Raw genomic sequence first — 16,077 nt, forward strand, 5'->3', positions numbered from 1 at the left:
CTCGAAGGTAATCCTTTGCGGCCAAAGCTACATCCCCCCTCCCCGGATCACGCGCAAGACGTTCTTGATGTCCCTGTGCGTGATCAGGTTTCCGTCGAACCGGTTGGCCAGGAACACCCTTTCAGGATCGCTTACAGCTTTCTTTACCTCCTGGGTGATCTGCCCCATATTCATTTCCGCCACCAGAATGTGCTTTGCATGTTCGCATCGGTCTCTCACTATGGCGGCCGGAAAGGGCCAGAGTGTCTGCAACTCGAGCAAACCCAACCGTTCCCCAACCGCTCTCCGGCTCTCGACCAGGTGCAGGGCGGATCGGGCCGAGGATCCGTACGAAATCAGTACACACTCGGCGTCATCCAGAAAAAATTCATTGTATCGCGCGATGCGTTGGCCGGCGCCTTCGATCTTATCCACCAGGTGATGCAGCAGTTCATGAGCCGTGGCCGGATCCGTGGTGGGAAACCCCCACATGTCATGGAACAGACCGGTAACATTATACCTGTGCACACCTCCGAAATCGGACATGGGCAGCCGGCCGTCCTCTCTGGGCAGGTACGGATGGTAATTCGTGCCTTCCTTCACGGACGTTTTGAGCCTCTCCACCAGAGGAATCTCACCAGGCTCGGGCAGCACCAGCTTTTCCCGCATGTGACCGATCACTTCGTCGAACAGCAGGACCACAGGGGTCCGGAACGTTTCGGAAAGGTTGAATGCTTCCACCGTTACGGCAAACACGTCCTGGTGGTTCGAAGCGGTCAACACGATCATCGCGTGATCGCCGTGAGTTCCCCATCTGGACTGCATCACGTCTCCCTGGCCCACACCGGTGGGCAGGCCGGTAGAAGGCCCTGTTCGCTGGACGTTCACGATGACGCAGGGGATCTCGGCCATAACCGCGTATCCGATGGCCTCCTGCTTCAGGGAAAAACCGGGACCGCTGGTGGCCGTCATAGCTTTGAGTCCGGTAAGCGAAGCGCCTATGATCGCGCACATCGATGCAATTTCATCTTCCATTTGAATGAACTTGCCGCCCAGCATTGGAAGACGCTTCGACAACTGCTCGCTGATTTCCGTAGACGGCGTAATCGGGTATCCCGCAAAAAAGCCCAGACCCGCATATAAAGCCGCCTCGACGCACACCTCGTTCCCTTGAAGGAAAAGAAGCCGTTTGTCTCTGCTATTGTCGCGTTTCATTTCAGTTCGATGGCCAGATCCGGGCAGCGAAGCCGGCAAATACCGCAGCGGTCGCACTGGTCCGGATGTTTGACGACGGCCTTCTCCTCTCTATCTAACTCCAACACCTTGCGGGGACAGAATTCCACACAGATCCCGCATCCTTTACACCAATCACGATTAACGACGATCCGGCTTGATTGATCCTTCGATTCGCCCCTTCCGGCCGATGAGTCTTTCCTCTTGGGCTTTTTCGGGACACCCTGCGGCCCCTTGGCATCCGTATTCATGTTGCTTCTTCCTGATCACGGCGTTTGCGGCCCCTGGGGACCTTCTGTTCCCGGCTCCATTTTAAAAAAACCGGCGCGTCTCGTTGGGGAATGAACCTCCGAACCAGCCGACACGGTCCTCGTTCGAGGATATATCAACAGCGCCCGTCGGATCAATGGTCAACTGCCTATGAAACCAAGCGGTCTGAGCGGCAACGATCCGGTTACGCCTGCCGAGCGCGCAAGCCCGGCGTACCGCGGCTTCTTATGCCCTCGCCGTCCCCCTCCGCTCGGATGCTTCCTGCTCCAGGGCCTCGCGCATTCTGGAATAACGGTACAGCGCCCCCATGGCCCTGGCCGATCTTTCCGGGCTTGGAATTATGGGTATGCCGAGATCCTCGAGCTCCCGAATGAACGGCTCGTCTCTCATCAAAAAGGAAGAACCGATCAGGGGTTTGTTCCGGGACCGAACCAGATCGACAAAGCGACGACAGAGCCCCAGCATGTATTCCCGAAACGCCTCCATCGTCTGGAAGAATGGAGAATCGGCCTTGCCCACCAGACGCCCGAGATTCTCCATGGACATCAGAAAATACATCAACACGCCGTCAAAATCCGGATCCTCGAAAAGAATACGGGGTATCTCCTGATACAAGTCCTCGAAGTTTCTTGTAAACGTCAGATCGATGGGATTATTCAAGGAACCGGTCTGTGGCACCGCCTCCCGGAGCTTCGCTCGAGTCTTTTCGGACAGGGGCGGCAAGTGCAGGCCCGATCTTTCCGCAGCGTCGGCCGCAGCGGCGCCCGGCCCCCCGGAATGGGTGAGGACCACCGTCCGATTCCCCGTCATCAGCGGCTGAGTCCCCAGGGCCCAACAGAAATCAAACAACTCTTCAATGGAAGATGCGCGCACGATGCCGCACTGCCGGAACGCTCCGTCATAGATCGCGTCCGATGCCGACAAGGCCCCGGTGTGGGACCGCCCGGCCCGGCTTCCACTTTCCGTACCTCCCACGTACACGGCTATGATGGGCTTCTTCCTGGACACCTCTCGCGCCACGCGCATCAACTTGTCCGGCCGGGTGAGCCCCTCGATGTACAGCCCGATCACCTTGGTGCGTTTACATTCTCCCAGATATTCGACGCAGTCCGCCATATCGAGGTCCGCCTGATTGCCGATACTCAGCCCCTGGCTGAATCCAAGGCCGAACTTCTTCAAATGATAGAACATCTGGGTAATGAAGCTGCCGCTTTGAGACACCATCCCGATAAAGCCGTCCATAGACGCCGTGTAATGAAAAATGGTGGTGTTCCATCGATGGTAGGGATGAACGACACCGATACAATTGGGTCCTATGAAGCGTATGCCGTATTTCTTGGCAATTTCCGAAATCTCCTTCTCGAGAGCCATTCCCTCTTGACCCAGTTCCCTGAAACCGCCGGAAACGATGATGGCGCTGGGTATGCCTTTTTTCCCACAATCCATGAGGACTTTCGGGACGACGCGGGCCGGAACCACAATAAGAGCCGTATCGGGGACCCGAGCTATCTCATCCAGACTCCGATACGCTTTCAGGCCTTGCACTTCCTCCAGTTCCCGATGAATGGGAAAGATCTCTCCCTTGTAGCCGAGTTCCATCATGTTGATAAGCAGCGAGGTACCCATGGTCAGCATACTGTTCGAAGCCCCGAATATCGCTACGCTCTCCGGGTTCATGATATGGTACAATGGACTCCTGCCGGTATTTCCCATAGACTTCTCTTCTCCGCTTCGTCCCCGCAAATCCATCAGGAAAGGCTCAGGCCCCATCCACGGAATCCTCACGTAGGTCGAAAGTATCCAAACGATGGATGTAGTTCAAATAGAAATCAGGTTCGCACATAAGTGGATCAAACAAAGTAGGCAAAAGCAAGAACCGTGTCTCAAATGATTTTCGGTCAATGATAGGACTTCTGAAACTTCGCAGTCTGCGAAACTGGGTATAAGTCATATCATACACATAGCGTTCATCATACGCCACAACATGCACTTGGGCTCCGCGCGGACCCCTCTCGACGGGCGTAACGCACGTTCGAACGATACGGTGACTGAAGTGCCGCATGGTTCCTTGAAGCACTGCGGACGAACCGGCGCACGTGTAGGGCAGGAAATCGTCCACAGCGACGATCCTGTGGTATATGGCCATGGCTATTTTTCTGCGTTCCCGGTAAACAGCCTCGTCCGGATGGGTATTCTCTCGGCGCATTCCGTTTACTTATGGCATTTTTTAGCAGTTGGAAAGAAAATGAATACCGTTTAATAAACGCAGGCAGCTCTGGGCTAATCCGACATGCCGATCCCGGCCAGTTTCGCTGAAGGGGGGGCGCCTGTTTCCGGATCCCATCCCCGCTCGTCGTAATAGGCGCGCACCAGTTCGCGAAAATGAGGCTCGTCCAAAGGCTCCAATTGCCTCGATCCGACGGATACCGGTTCCTTGAAAAAACGGTCGGGGCATGTGTCATCCAAACAAGAAGCCCCTTCTCGAAGATTATAGGCGCGCCGCACGTGCCACATGTTTTCCGCCGCTGAAATAAGGTCTTCCCTGGTGGTCTCCAGCCCCGTGGCGGCAGAGTAGACTTCCGCCCAGAGGTCCAGCGACAACCGCTGGTATGGAGGAAACATGCAGATCCCCAACACGCGGATCGTACAGCACGCCCAGGCCTTTGGTATGCATGGCATAGGGCTCTGTTTCCGGACCCAATGTCTTGGCGGCCTCTTCCAGTCCATCCGCCAGCACTTCGCCCAACCCCTCCCGCAGGGCGATCTTTCGAATCAAATCCCGGATCGCTTCGCCGTCGCCCCAATGGAGCGATTTCCCCCCCGTTTCCTTATCCGTAATAAGACCCCGATCATACAACTCGAGAACGAACGAAACGAGATTCCCCACACTCATGAAATCCAGGCCCATGCGAGCCGCGGTCTCGGCGCAACGGATCACCTCCTTCCATCCGTTCACCAGGCAGAAGGTCCCAAAGCCCTGCATCACCGAGTTCATGCAGGACACGGCCATCCGCGTCCGGGGTTCCCCGACGCCGCCGAAATTCAGATGGTGCTTGCATCCCACTGGGCAGGCCTGACAGGCCACGTCTCCTTCCTTGCACTCATCCACGAACGCTTCCAGGGGAAAGCGGTCGAGGAGATCCTCGTGAAAGGCGGATTGATAGTTCTTGCCGGCGTACAAGCCCAGGCGGCTGAAAGTTTCCAGACTGATGAGGGTTCCGTACTTGCGCCAATTCAGCAGATTCGGGTCCGCCCGAAGCACCTGGAATACCTTCTTTACAGCTTTCAGAAAACGGTTCCGGTCCGCTACGGTAACGCCTCCCGAACCGTAGATCGCCAGGGCCTTCAGATTCTTGGATCCCATTACGGCTCCGACGCCGGTTCGCGCGAAGGTCGCGTATTTATTCGTGACCATGGATGAATCTCGAACCAGATTCTCTCCGGCAGGGCCGATACAGGTAACGTGAAACCGTTCGCCCAGGCGATCCCAAACCCGATCCGTGGTGTCGAACACATCCTGTCCCCAGAGCGCGTCCGCTTCTAGAAAAGAAATCCGGTCGTCCTCGATTTTCAGTATCGTCGGAGTGTCCGCGCGACCGCTGATCACGAGATGATCAAACCCCGCGAATTTCAGCATCCCGAACAGGCCGTGCCCTGAAATTCCAATGAATTTACGATGAGGGGATCGGGTCGTGAGATTTCCCTTTCCAGCGCCGGGAGCCATCGTACCGATAAGAGGCCCAAGGCCGAAAATCATTTTGTTTTCGGGAGAATAAGGATCTCCGAACCGCTCCAGTTCCTTGTACGCCAGGGCCGCGTCGATCCCGGCCCCTCCCCGGAAGTCGCGGATCAAATCCGGGGACAAAGGCTGTATTTCCGATGTCTTCCGGGTCAAATCAATTCTCAGGATCTTGCCTGTATAGCCGCCCCGAATCTTCATATTCACTCCCTTCAAGCTCTCTCCAGCACTCCGTATTCACAGTACGAGACGCACGCCCCGCAATGGACGCAGTCGGACAGGATTTCCACGTTGAACCGGTTCGTCCTGTCGATTCGATAGGGCCGGATGAACGATTTAGAAGGTTGAAATTTCTTTTCCGGCGACTGAAAAAACGAACAGACAAGCTGGCAAAGAAGGCAGCCGGAACAATTTTCCGGGTGAGCGACTTTGGTCTGCTTCATGGTAGCCATCCTTTGGTTATAGTATCGAAGCACTCTACGAAGCGCCTTTGTATCGTCCCGGGGATTCGATTGTCCTTCACCAGACAGTACCGTCCGCATCCACCATGATCCGGACGGCCGCAATGTGTTTTGATCCAGGTTCCGGAACTAGACATCGTGATCCCCTGTGCGGTATTCGCGGTTGCGGAAGAACACGCTCAAAGTAACACGAACGATCGCCTTCTTCAATTTTGATTATCGGAAACGGCAAGGTTCATACCGGCGAAAACGTCTCTTTAGTGGGAAGGTTGTGGAACGCGAGGCATACAACCGAGCGGAAGGTTCCTTCCTTGAAACGGCTCCGACGCATCTCCTTGATCTTTCTGAACAGGCGGACGGAAGCATCCTTCACGTTTATCCTCGCGAATCAACACCACGCCGATGATCGGGGAGGAAGATACCGTCGAACTTGGAAATCCGTTTTTTCGACCTTAAGCTCAAATCCACGGCAGGAGATCGAATGGAGTCCTGAGAATCATACGCGCACCCTCACGGAGCAATTCTTCCGCCGTTCGGAACCCCCATAACGCCCCCACGGCATACATGCCGGCGGAAACAGCGGTCCGCATGTCCGTTCCCGTATCGCCCACGTACAATACCTCCCCGGGCGAAACGCTCAACCGTTCAGCGAGTTCGAACGCGCCCGAGGGGTCCGGTTTTTTGGGCGCATCCGGACGCGCGCCAAGTATCGCGTCAAAACGCCATCGGGACAAGAGCTGAACGACGCATTTTCGGGTAAACTCGTCCACCTTGTTGGATAAAACGGCCATCTTAAGGCCGCTGTGGGACAAGGAATCCAAAAGATCGGGTATGCCGTCGTAAGGCTTTGTCTTCGCCATCCAACGTTTCCCATATTCCGTTCTCATGGCTTCCACGCTGCGTCCGACGGTTTGCTCGTCTCGCAGATTTTCCGGTAACGCTCTCCGGCAGAGATTCTCCACACCGTCTCCCACCATATATTTGTACGCTTCCACATCGTGCCGACCCGCGCCCATCCCGTTGAGAACAGCGTTCATGGAATCCGCCAAATCTTCAATGGTATCCAGCAACGTTCCGTCCAGGTCGAAGATCACGGCTTTGAAATTCATCCCTCATTCTCCTGATATGCCGGCAGGTAACGCCTGGCCGGGCTTCTGAACTCACATGATATTTCCTTGATGTCTCTATTCCAATGGTCTATGAATCGGTCTGGTCGGGGGACGCATATCCTCCGGTCCATGGTAACCCCGTGATGCTTGGAAGGGAACCCGCCGACACGTGACGCACCCGAGTAAGCCATCACAGAAACGCCTGTCCACCGGCGGCGCCGGTTTAAGCGAGGGAGAAAGAATGAGACCCACCGAACGGCTGCGAACGTTATTGGCGCAGGACTCGATTACGATGGCCCCCGGCTGTCACGATGCATTGGGCGCCTTTTTCATTCAGCGGGCCGGTTTTGATTTGGCATACATGACCGGTTACGGTGTGGCCTGTTCCCTTCTCGGGCGCCCCGACGTCGGGGAACTGACCATGACGGAAATGGTTTCTCATGCTCGCCGAATCGCTTCCGCCATTGACATTCCGCTCATCTGTGATGCCGATACGGGATACGGCGGGCCGTTGAACGTTCAACGCACGGTTCGGGAGTTCGAGAAGGCCGGCGTAGCAGGCATCCACATCGAAGACCAGGTCGAGCCTAAGCGCTGCGCGGCAATGGAGGGATTCCAGGTTACGGACCTCGATACGGCCGTCACCAAGATCCGGGCTGCGGTAGCCGCCAAGGAAAACCCCGACTTCGTGATTATCGCCCGTACGGACTGCAGGCCGATTTTAGGCTTGGACCACGCCATCGAACGCGCTCGAGCCTTTGCCGAGGCCGGTGCGGACATGGTCTACGTCGAACTGCTGGGGAGCCGCAAGGAAGTGGAAATCGTCGGCCGGCGGGTCCGCGAAGCCCCTTTGTTGTTCGACATGTTCGACCACCCTCTAGTGCCGGTGTTGAACGCTACGGAACTCGAGAGCATGGGGTACAAGATCGTCACGTTTCCGTTTACGTCCACTCTGGGCTACGCGAAACTGCTCGATACGCTCTATCCTTCCATCCTCGAAAACCGAGGGACCGCTCAAGTTCCCATCGAAAAAATGGAACTCCACGATTTCGAGGGAGCCATGGGACTCGATCGGATCTGGGACGAAGTACTCAAGCTTAAAGCGCCGGCCGGAAAATGATGCCGGATAGAGCCCGTTAGACGGGTTCCACCCTCACTTTGAATTTCACTTTTCCCAGTCCCCCGGCCTCCAAGCCGGGATCGAGGCACTCTGCGGTCATGAACACCCGATCGTTGGGATCTTCTCCGGCCACGACCATTTCCAGTATGGTATTTACGAACCCGGTCAACGGGCCTAGGGCTCTCATGCAAAGGGGAGCCGTCGATTTGTCGGGTACCAGCGCGCCGCCTCGGATGACGATTTGCTGGCCCACTTTAAGCCCGGCGGCGCAATACTTGGATTCGACCACTTCAGCCACAATCTGTTTGTTCGCCACGTCCCCAATTCGGGTCCAAAACTTGTACACTCCAGGACTGCCGACCTTGAATGTTTCCCAATCCTCGTCGGTGATATTCACCACCTGCTTCAAGATTTGCTTTACGCTGTCCTCTTTCACGATACCCTCCTTGATGGCAACGACCTTTCTCAGCTAGCGCCACAGCATTTCTTGTACTTTTTCCCGCTGCCGCAGGGGCAGGGATCATTTCGACCCACCTTGCTGTCGCCGGCTTGAGATCCGGCGTCTGACCCGTGCAATCCTGGAAACAATTCCTTTCGCAATCCGTCCAGGGCCTTTCCTGCCTGCTCTTCCAGCGTAACCATCCGCTGCTCGACCGTCTCCATCTCTTTGGCCATTTGGAGATGTTCGTATATTTCCCGCGCCTCCTTCAAACTGGCGGTTGCCTCACTGAACTTCTGCTGCTTTTCATAAATGTAACTCAAATTCTGCAGGACTCCCGCTATGCCCAGAGGATGGTTCATATTGCGGAGCACGGTGAGCGCCTTCTGGTACTCCTCGAAGGCCTTGTCCGTCTGATCGGTTTCATAATACAACGTACCCAGATTGGACAGCAGGTTGGCCGTTCCTTCCAGATCTTCCTTTTTTTCGAAGTCTTTCAAGGCTTCCCGATACAGCTTTTCGGCCTCATCAAACTTTTTCAGCTCGAAGTACAGCAGCCCTGTCTGGGAGACTACATTCGCGATTCCAAGGGAGTTCTCCGATTTCTTGTACAGCTTCAATGCGCCATCTAGTGAATTCAACGCTTCGTCGACCTGGCCCCGGTTGCGCTCCGCGTTCCCCAACATCGCCAGCGAAAGCGCCTCCTGTTCCAGATGTCCCATCTTCTTATAACTGGTCCTTGCTCGTTTGAAACACCCGATCGCTTTGCCCCATTCCTTCTTGTCCGTATAAAGCTGGCCCAGCTGCAGTTCGGTATTGGCCTCCCCCATGAAATATCCCAACGAATGAAACCGGTTCACCGCTTCCTTGTACTGTTTCTCCGCCTCCTGGTACTGCTTTTGTGAACGTCGCACATGGCCGATGCGAATGATCTGGTTCACTTCATTAACAGCGTCGCCCAGTTCTCTGTAGATGCCTGCGGACTGTTCAAACAACGACACGGCCTCGTCGGATTCGCTCTGATCGCCCTTCACGAGCCCTAGATTCGAAAGCTGGGCGGCTTCCCCCTCCGCATCGTGAAGTTCACGGTATTTTTCCAGCGCCTTTTGAAAAGAACGGATCGCTCGTTTGGGCTTTCGCTGAGCGTAGAGGGTGTGCCCGATACTTGCATAGCGTTGCGCCGCCTTCAGGGGTTCGCCCATCTCTTCTTCGATTTTTCCGGCCCGTTCGTAGGCCTCGATGGCTTCATCGAAATCCTTGGCGGCAAAAAACGTGTGTCCGAGATAGCCCCACTCCCTGGCCTGCGCGTCCCTGTTTCCGATGGATTCGAAGATCTCGAGCGCCTTTCGGTGGCTTTCCTCCGCCCGGCTGAAATCGCCCTGAGCATACAATACATGACCCAGATTGGCCCACTGGGCGGCCTGGCCTATTCGTCCCTCCCTCTCATGGGTCTTGGACATGATTTCGTACAGGTCTCGTGATTCACGATAGTACTTCCCGGCTTCTTCGAGGTCCCTTACGGAATAGTGCACGTACGCCAACTGACTGAGCACGTCCGCTATCAAGCTCTCCTTACCTATTTCCCGCGCAAGCCGGACGGATTCCTCGAGCGCCGATTTGGCGGAATCGATGTCTCGAATGGAAAAAGCGGCTCTGCCTTTCAGCTCGTAAGCCATCTGGAGATCGGAAGGATTATTGAGGTCCGCGAGTATCTTGATGGCCGTTTCCAAAATCTCCATCGCCTCGGGAAAACGATTCCGGGATTCCCGGATCTCGCCCATCTTCAAGCACAATCGGGCCTTAAGGGCATCGTTTCCTTCGCCCAGAAGTCTCAGGGCGCGACCCATCTCCTCGTCGGAGATCTCGCTCCACCCCAAACCGGTCTTTATGTCGCAGGATTCCAGCGCTTTTAGCGCTATGAATTCCGGATCGCCGATCCTGAACAACGCCATGGAATGGTACAGAGCTTCCGGATACGGCTCGGCCCCGGCCGACCAGTGCTCCTCGAAAAACTCGACCGCCAGGGTGTCCACGTTCGATGCGTCCGGCCCGCCGGTTTCCACCGAAGCACAGGCGCGGGGATAGGCCGGACGGAACCGGTTCTCCGGAAGCTGCTCCAGTAGCTCCTCGAGCCCCTCGGATGTCGCTGCTTCGAGCAGCCGGTCCGCGCTTTCCCCGGTTATTTTAGAGACCAAATCGAGTCCCGCCGGATGAGCCAGGTGAATCAGTGTCCGAAACATCGTCCCTTGGATATCCTTGGCCTGGGAACAAGTGTCGATACGGTCTCTTATGCCGGCGTCTTCTGCCGCCACGGGTGCTTCGAGGGTGAGCCGGTTCGAGGGGGAGAAATCGGACTTTGTCGCCAGCACGTCCTGTTCTCCTTGAAAAATGAGCAGTTTCACTCGTGGAGGTATCAGGCGCAGCAGTTCCCTGAAGAAATCGACGAGCGCTTTGTCCCGCAGATCCGTCCGAGGCGACACCCCCAGAATCATGCGCTGTTCGGGCTTCAACATCTGCGACACAAATCGGACGGCTTCCAGAAATCGGATCTCGAGAGGCCGAATGTCCTGTTCGACCAACAGCCGGAACCGATCCGCCAACTTGGGATCGGCGTCCAAAACGTCGTTCCATGAACCGAATCCCTGAAACGCCTGTCCAAACACCGTTTCTCGCAGCCACCGGTAGAGAAAATGTTTGGAATGCTCCCCCTCCCATATCTCGTAGAGAAACACCAGGTTGTTCTTGTCCCGTTTCGCCACGGCCAGGCTCTCGCTCGCCATACGGTAAAGACCGGCCGTCTCCCGACCGAGGACCAGGTAGATTTTTTCCGTGTCCGATTTGAAAAAGTCAGACAGGATTTTTTGCTCCGATTCCCAATTTTGGTTGCCCATATTCCGCATGAATTCACCTCAAAAATGGTCTGCGTTTGGTTTCTCTAAAAAACAGCGAGAGTTTCCAACGGGAATGAAATGCCCACTGTTGGACGGCGTATTCTTCGAGGAGAGGGAAGGTCTACCGACGCAACAATTCAATAGGATCATAGACCTACAAGCTGGGGACTATAGGAAAGATGCTCGGGGCATGTCAAGAGATTAAACAGGGCACTGGAAAGGGAATTCGTCGAACCGAGGCCCGCCGGCAAAGGGGCCTCCAATGGCTGAAGACCTTTTCACTTGTGTTGCTTTTGGACCCCGGATATAATCTCGCCGTTTCAGCGCGGAACATGACTCGTCCGATGTGCGTAAAGGCCTTTCCAACTCGCTCGAAGAACGGCAAACAAGAAATTCTTGTACATAGCGAGTCCGACGATCCGGCTTTTGCAGATCACGAAATACCGAGAACCAAAGATCTACAAAAACGCCGGATAAACAACCACGTCGAGACGAGTAAACCGGTTCTTTAGACAGGAAGGAGACGTTATGAAGTTCGTGGACGTATTCAAAGGCAGACGCAGCATTCGCAAATACAAGCCGGATCCGGTGCCCCGCATGCTCATCGAAGAGATCCTGTCGGAAGCTCGCTGGTGCCCCTCGTGGGCCAACACCCAACCGTGGGAAGTGATGGTGGTCCAGGGAGAAGCACTGGAAAAATTCAGGCAGGCTCAGCGCGAAAAAGTGGCCGCCCAGGCGCCCCACAACCCCGACGTGGCCACACCTGACAAGTTTCCCAAAAAGTGGCATGACCGGGTGGTACAGATAGGCGCGTGCTGTCTCGACGCTCTCTGCATCCAGCGGGAAGACCGCGAAGCCAGACAACAGTATTATTCCGACATGTTCAGTCTGTTCGGCGCCCCCGCCATGGTCCTGTTTCTGTTGGACGACCAGCTCAACGTGCCTTACGGCATGATGGACATCGGAATCTACATGCACGGGGTGTGTCTCGTGGCCAGAAGTAAGGGCCTGGGTACGTTGGTTCTCTCGACCGTCATTCGATATCCGGACGTCTTCCGCTCGTTGCTGCCCATCCCGCAAAACAAGCGCCTGGTGATGGGGATAGCGATGGGTTATCCCGACGAGTCCGCCCCCATAAACAATTTCGAGCGGCAACGCGTACCGATCGAAGATTTTACCATGTGGGTCGAATAGGAACCGGCGTCTCAGCGTTTGCTGATTTTGACCAGGGTTTCGTTTACCGCCGCCGTCGGCCCCAGGTCACTGATCACGGCTTCCCGTAAACGATTGACGCCGCCGCGATCGTTTTTCCACATGGAGGGCCCGAGTTCAACCACATCGGACCGGGTCTTCTCGGAGGTGTTGGCTACAGCCTCGATCCGGTCCAGGCTGCTTTGCACCCAGATGCGATCTCCATCGTTCAAACCGAGATCCGACATGACGGACGGGTGAAGACTCACCGTGGGAATCGTCTCCGCGTCCTCCTCGAGCAACTGCGAGTTGAGAAACGATGGCTTCTTGACCATTAGAAGCGTAAGGCCGTGCTTCCGCTCCGGTCTTCCTTCGTATTCCGTGATGAAGTGGAACTTGCCGTCGGAAGTGCGGAAGATTCCATTCTCATACGGAACGACCGGTTGCGTCCTTTTGACCGGGCCTTTTTTCACCTCTTCCATGGAGACGCCCTGATCGGCCAGGGGACCCCAACAGCGAGAAATCCAGTCCCAGGGTGAACCTGCCAATGCGTCTCCAAACCCCATCTTTTCAGCAAGTTTCTGCAAAATCCAGAAGTTGCTTCTGGTCTCGCCCCTGGGCGGCACGGCCGCGGTCACCGGTCCCACGCAAAGATGTCCATGGCTGTGGATCACATCGTCCTCTTCCAGGTAGGTAGTCACAGGCAAAATCAGGTCCGCGCACTCGGCCGTCGCGGTCATGAACTGCTCCGTCACGATTACGAAATCGCGCTCACGAAGGACCTTCCTCAAATGGTTCGAGTCCGGCGCTGTGGCCACGGGATTGAACATGGCAATCCACGCCACCCGGATGGGCGGGGCCTCGCATTTTGCAATTTCGTCGGCCAGTCGGGGAAGTAGAATTCTCCGGGGTTTCACGAGTTGAACGCCTCTTTCTTTGGCCTTGTTCATCTCCTCGCGGAATATTTCCGTTCCAAATGGAAACTCCATATTGTAGAGGTTCGCCCCGCCTCCCCGGACCCCAATGTTACCGCTCATGAACGCCAGCGCATGGACCAGTCGCGAATGAGCGCCTCCCTGTTTCCACCAGCTGAGCCCCAAACCCATATACGTCGAGCAGGGACCGTCATCCCAGTAAGCGGAAGCCAGATGCGAAACCGCTTCTTTGGTCACGTCGGCTTTATCCAGCAGGTCTTCGTCTTTATAACGATCGAGAAGCGCCGAATACCCTTCCCAGTCATGGCCCCGTTCACGTGCAAAATCCGGTGCCTCGTCTTGTCGCCGGCGAATCTCCCGCGCCACGGCTATGGCAAGATACCCGTCTCCGCCGGGCCGCAGTGCAATATGCCGATCCGCGATCATGGCTGTTTCAGTATAACGGGGATCGACGACGGTCAGCTTGGCGCCGTTTTTTTGGGCCTCTTTGATGTATGGAATGAGATGCACATTGGTGACCGAGGGATTTCTTCCCCAGAACACGATGTTCTTCGAATGGAGCATGTCCTCGGGCGCGTGCAGTAGACACGCCCCAAAATCGTTTATCTGAGCCGCCTGGAGCGCATCGATGGAAATGCCCCCGGCGGTGACGGTGCTCCCTCCAAGCTGAATCCAGAACACCCGGGGCATAACGAGGTTGAGCAGAGAGAGCGAACCGGAGTATTGGGCCCACAGTGTTGAAAGCGGCCCGCTTTCCTCTCGCGTCGATCTCAACTTGTCCGCCGCAAGATCGAGGGCCTCATCCCAGGAGATACGCTCGAAATCGTCTCCCTTACGCACTAAGGGCGTTTGAAGTCGATCGGGACTCGCATACCGCTTCACATAGGCGTTCCCTTTTGCGCAAAGAAATTTTCGGGTATACGGGTTGCGTGGGTCGGCCTTCTGGGACACGATCTCCCCGTCTTTGACCTGGACCAGAATACTGCATGTACACGGACAGTCGCGTGTGCAAGTAGTGGGTACCTGTTTCTCCATCTCATCGTCCTCCCGGATCTTTGCATTAGCGTGAACGGAGTCTACCATGATGAGTCCTCGAGCATCGGCAAGCCTTTCAATTCAGAGCGTATTACATTATAATTACACCCGGCGTATACCCTTTGTCCAATACCCTTTCGTGTACAACCCGCCGTTCCCGACGCCGGCCTCGGGCAATCCACGAACTCTCGATAGCTCCGATTTCAGGCCCGCCTCAACTGTCACGAAACTTCCCCGTGGACGGTGTAGGCGTTTCCACCCCACGCGTCAGACAACACGTGTTCGAGGAAACGAGATTCCTCCGCAACCGTCTTCCAGCTGATTCGCCCGAAAGTTTCCGGTTAAAGATAGTCCAATCCGCACATTGACAATCCCGAAGTTTTGGGATAAAGAAAGCCTCCTTATTAAACACAAATCCTGTATTAACCTAAGTTCTGAGTCATGTGGAACCGGATCTGCTTTTTGTCGTGCTATGTGGACACGGGACAGAAACAAGCTACATCCCGGGAAACGGTTTTTTTCTCCGGATTCTTTGACCGTGCGGCGGGAAAGTTCACCTTTTCCCGAATTGTCCGAACCGGAAGGATCGGGCGTGGCGCAATGAACACCGGCAAATGAGCGGCAAAGCGCACGCCGATCCAAAATAACTGAATCATAGACTCGATGCTGAGTCTCCTTCGAGAGGATCAAGATGCCAGAAGAACGAATTGCAGTGTATCCCGGCACATTCGACCTATTTACAAATGGACACCTGTCCCTCGTAAAACGAGCCTTGACGTTGTTCGATAAGGTCATTGTGGCCGTCGCGGTCAATCCGGACAAAACACCGCTTTTCACACTCGAGGAGCGGCTTGAAATGATCAGGAAGTCCGTTGAAAGCCTGAACCGGGTCGAGGTGGACGCTTTCGAAGGTTTGACCGTTGAATACGCCAAGAATAAGAACTCGAAGGCCATATTGAGAGGCATTCGAGGCGCGTCCGACTTCGAATACGAGTTCCAGTTGGCGCTTATGAACCGAAGGTTGAGCCGGGAGATCCAGTCGATTTTCTTGATGACGGACTACAAATGGTTCTATATCAGCTCTTCCATGATCAAGGACGCAGCGTTGCTTGGAGGAGATGTTTCCGGCCTGATTCCTGCCTATGTTCACCAGAAACTCAAGGAAAAGATCGTACAGTATAAGGACGCCAAAAAACTTCATCACCAGTAGCGCCTCACGTGAACCCATATAGAGAGTGCCCCCCTCCCCTGACGGCGGCGCCGGAACCGACTTCGACCGGCGCTGCACCGTTCAACGACCCTCTTGACGCAACGGTCCGATGCAGAAGGAAAGTCGCATCCACTCACGAGGTACCAGGAAAGACCTTTTGGAATCCGCCTCTAATTGTGTCGGATGGCGGTATCTTGGGCGGGGTAGCGCGGACAACTCGTTGTCCGCGTTGCGCAGCAACAAGAGGCCCCACCCCTGTCGTGGAAGCATGCACTCTGTCGATTCAAGGGGTTGGGTTGAGCATAGCGAAACCCAACAACATGGGGCATCCGTTGGGTTACGCTCGCTGCGCTCGCTAACCCAACCTTGTATATTATATTTAAACCATCCGGATTAGCTACCCGGGTGGGGAGGCTTGTGAGACTGTACCCAACCTTCTGCCTTTGAGTACGTGGCGTAGATAAG

The 16,077-nt window shown here is 55.5% G+C and carries 14 protein-coding genes; 3 read left to right on the forward strand and 11 right to left on the reverse strand.

The genetic code is table 11. The features are described from left to right. Nucleotides 1-27: 27 nt before the first annotated feature. From HY788_16595 to HY788_16630, 8 genes are all read right to left on the reverse strand, one after another. On the reverse strand, nucleotides 28-1,194 hold the full coding sequence (locus HY788_16595; protein ID MBI4775764.1) for a 2-oxoacid:acceptor oxidoreductase subunit alpha: 1,167 nt from the start codon (nucleotides 1,192-1,194) through the stop codon (nucleotides 28-30). Next, the gene (locus tag HY788_16600) at nucleotides 1,191-1,463 is read right to left on the reverse strand and encodes a 4Fe-4S binding protein (GenBank protein MBI4775765.1); all 273 of its coding nucleotides are present in this window, start codon (nucleotides 1,461-1,463) and stop codon (nucleotides 1,191-1,193) included. The genes HY788_16595 and HY788_16600 overlap by 4 nt, the downstream gene beginning before the upstream one ends. Nucleotides 1,464-1,707: 244 nt before the next feature. Next, nucleotides 1,708-3,195 carry a CoA-binding protein gene (locus HY788_16605; GenBank protein MBI4775766.1) on the reverse strand — a complete coding sequence of 496 codons (1,488 nt, stop codon included), beginning with the start codon at nucleotides 3,193-3,195 and terminating at the stop codon, nucleotides 1,708-1,710. A 46-nt stretch (nucleotides 3,196-3,241) separates the two neighbouring features. Continuing rightward, entirely contained in the window at nucleotides 3,242-3,688 is a 447-nt protein-coding gene (locus HY788_16610) for a hypothetical protein (GenBank protein MBI4775767.1), read from the reverse strand. A 74-nt stretch (nucleotides 3,689-3,762) separates the two neighbouring features. Next, nucleotides 3,763-3,948, reverse strand: a complete 186-nt coding sequence (locus HY788_16615; GenBank protein MBI4775768.1) for a hypothetical protein — start codon at nucleotides 3,946-3,948, stop codon at nucleotides 3,763-3,765. A 22-nt stretch (nucleotides 3,949-3,970) separates the two neighbouring features. Next, complete coding sequence (locus tag HY788_16620; GenBank protein ID MBI4775769.1) at nucleotides 3,971-5,422, reverse strand: hypothetical protein; 1,452 nt, start codon at nucleotides 5,420-5,422, stop codon at nucleotides 3,971-3,973. Between the two features lie 11 nt (nucleotides 5,423-5,433). Next, complete coding sequence (locus HY788_16625) at nucleotides 5,434-5,664, reverse strand: 4Fe-4S binding protein (GenBank protein MBI4775770.1); 231 nt, start codon at nucleotides 5,662-5,664, stop codon at nucleotides 5,434-5,436. A gap of 476 nt (nucleotides 5,665-6,140) precedes the next feature. Then, entirely contained in the window at nucleotides 6,141-6,791 is a 651-nt protein-coding gene (locus HY788_16630; protein MBI4775771.1) for an HAD family hydrolase, read from the reverse strand. 241 nt (nucleotides 6,792-7,032) lie between these two features. Between HY788_16630 and HY788_16635 the strand changes: the two genes are divergently transcribed. Further along, nucleotides 7,033-7,911 (forward strand): oxaloacetate decarboxylase, encoded by an 879-nt coding sequence (locus tag HY788_16635; GenBank protein MBI4775772.1) that lies wholly within the window; start codon nucleotides 7,033-7,035, stop codon nucleotides 7,909-7,911. Nucleotides 7,912-7,927: 16 nt separating this feature from the next. Here the strand turns inward: HY788_16635 and HY788_16640 are convergent, their stop codons facing one another. Next, nucleotides 7,928-8,347, reverse strand: a complete 420-nt coding sequence (locus tag HY788_16640) for a hypothetical protein (protein ID MBI4775773.1) — start codon at nucleotides 8,345-8,347, stop codon at nucleotides 7,928-7,930. A 29-nt stretch (nucleotides 8,348-8,376) separates the two neighbouring features. Then, on the reverse strand, nucleotides 8,377-11,241 hold the full coding sequence (locus HY788_16645) for a tetratricopeptide repeat protein (GenBank protein ID MBI4775774.1): 2,865 nt from the start codon (nucleotides 11,239-11,241) through the stop codon (nucleotides 8,377-8,379). Between the two features lie 528 nt (nucleotides 11,242-11,769). On the opposite strand from HY788_16645, the gene HY788_16650 reads away from it, so the two are divergent. Then, nucleotides 11,770-12,435, forward strand: a complete 666-nt coding sequence (locus HY788_16650) for a nitroreductase (GenBank protein ID MBI4775775.1) — start codon at nucleotides 11,770-11,772, stop codon at nucleotides 12,433-12,435. A gap of 11 nt (nucleotides 12,436-12,446) precedes the next feature. On the opposite strand, the gene HY788_16655 is transcribed toward HY788_16650, so the two are convergent. Next, entirely contained in the window at nucleotides 12,447-14,450 is a 2,004-nt protein-coding gene (locus HY788_16655; protein MBI4775776.1) for a molybdopterin-dependent oxidoreductase, read from the reverse strand. Nucleotides 14,451-15,093: 643 nt separating this feature from the next. Here HY788_16655 and coaD point away from each other — a divergent pair. Continuing rightward, complete coding sequence (coaD, locus tag HY788_16660; protein ID MBI4775777.1) at nucleotides 15,094-15,612, forward strand: pantetheine-phosphate adenylyltransferase; 519 nt, start codon at nucleotides 15,094-15,096, stop codon at nucleotides 15,610-15,612. Nucleotides 15,613-16,077: the final 465 nt, after the last annotated feature.

The sequence above is a fragment of the Deltaproteobacteria bacterium genome (genome assembly GCA_016208165.1).
Classification (GTDB): domain Bacteria; phylum Desulfobacterota; class Desulfarculia; order JACQYL01; family JACQYL01; genus JACQYL01.

Excerpts from the sequence above, each read along its gene's own strand:
- HY788_16595 (MBI4775764.1), bottom strand. The coding sequence starts at position 1,194 with ATGAAACGCGACAATAGCAGAGACAAACGGCTTCTTTTCCTTCAAGGG.
- HY788_16600 (MBI4775765.1), bottom strand. The coding sequence starts at position 1,463 with ATGAATACGGATGCCAAGGGGCCGCAGGGTGTCCCGAAAAAGCCCAAG.
- HY788_16605 (MBI4775766.1), bottom strand. The coding sequence starts at position 3,195 with ATGGGAAATACCGGCAGGAGTCCATTGTACCATATCATGAACCCGGAG.
- HY788_16610 (MBI4775767.1), bottom strand. The coding sequence starts at position 3,688 with ATGCGCCGAGAGAATACCCATCCGGACGAGGCTGTTTACCGGGAACGC.
- HY788_16620 (MBI4775769.1), bottom strand. The coding sequence starts at position 5,422 with ATGAAGATTCGGGGCGGCTATACAGGCAAGATCCTGAGAATTGATTTG.
- HY788_16625 (MBI4775770.1), bottom strand. The coding sequence starts at position 5,664 with ATGAAGCAGACCAAAGTCGCTCACCCGGAAAATTGTTCCGGCTGCCTT.
- HY788_16630 (MBI4775771.1), bottom strand. The coding sequence starts at position 6,791 with ATGAATTTCAAAGCCGTGATCTTCGACCTGGACGGAACGTTGCTGGAT.
- HY788_16635 (MBI4775772.1), top strand. The coding sequence starts at position 7,033 with ATGAGACCCACCGAACGGCTGCGAACGTTATTGGCGCAGGACTCGATT.
- HY788_16645 (MBI4775774.1), bottom strand. The coding sequence starts at position 11,241 with ATGGGCAACCAAAATTGGGAATCGGAGCAAAAAATCCTGTCTGACTTT.
- HY788_16650 (MBI4775775.1), top strand. The coding sequence starts at position 11,770 with ATGAAGTTCGTGGACGTATTCAAAGGCAGACGCAGCATTCGCAAATAC.
- HY788_16655 (MBI4775776.1), bottom strand. The coding sequence starts at position 14,450 with ATGGTAGACTCCGTTCACGCTAATGCAAAGATCCGGGAGGACGATGAG.
- coaD (MBI4775777.1), top strand. The coding sequence starts at position 15,094 with ATGCCAGAAGAACGAATTGCAGTGTATCCCGGCACATTCGACCTATTT.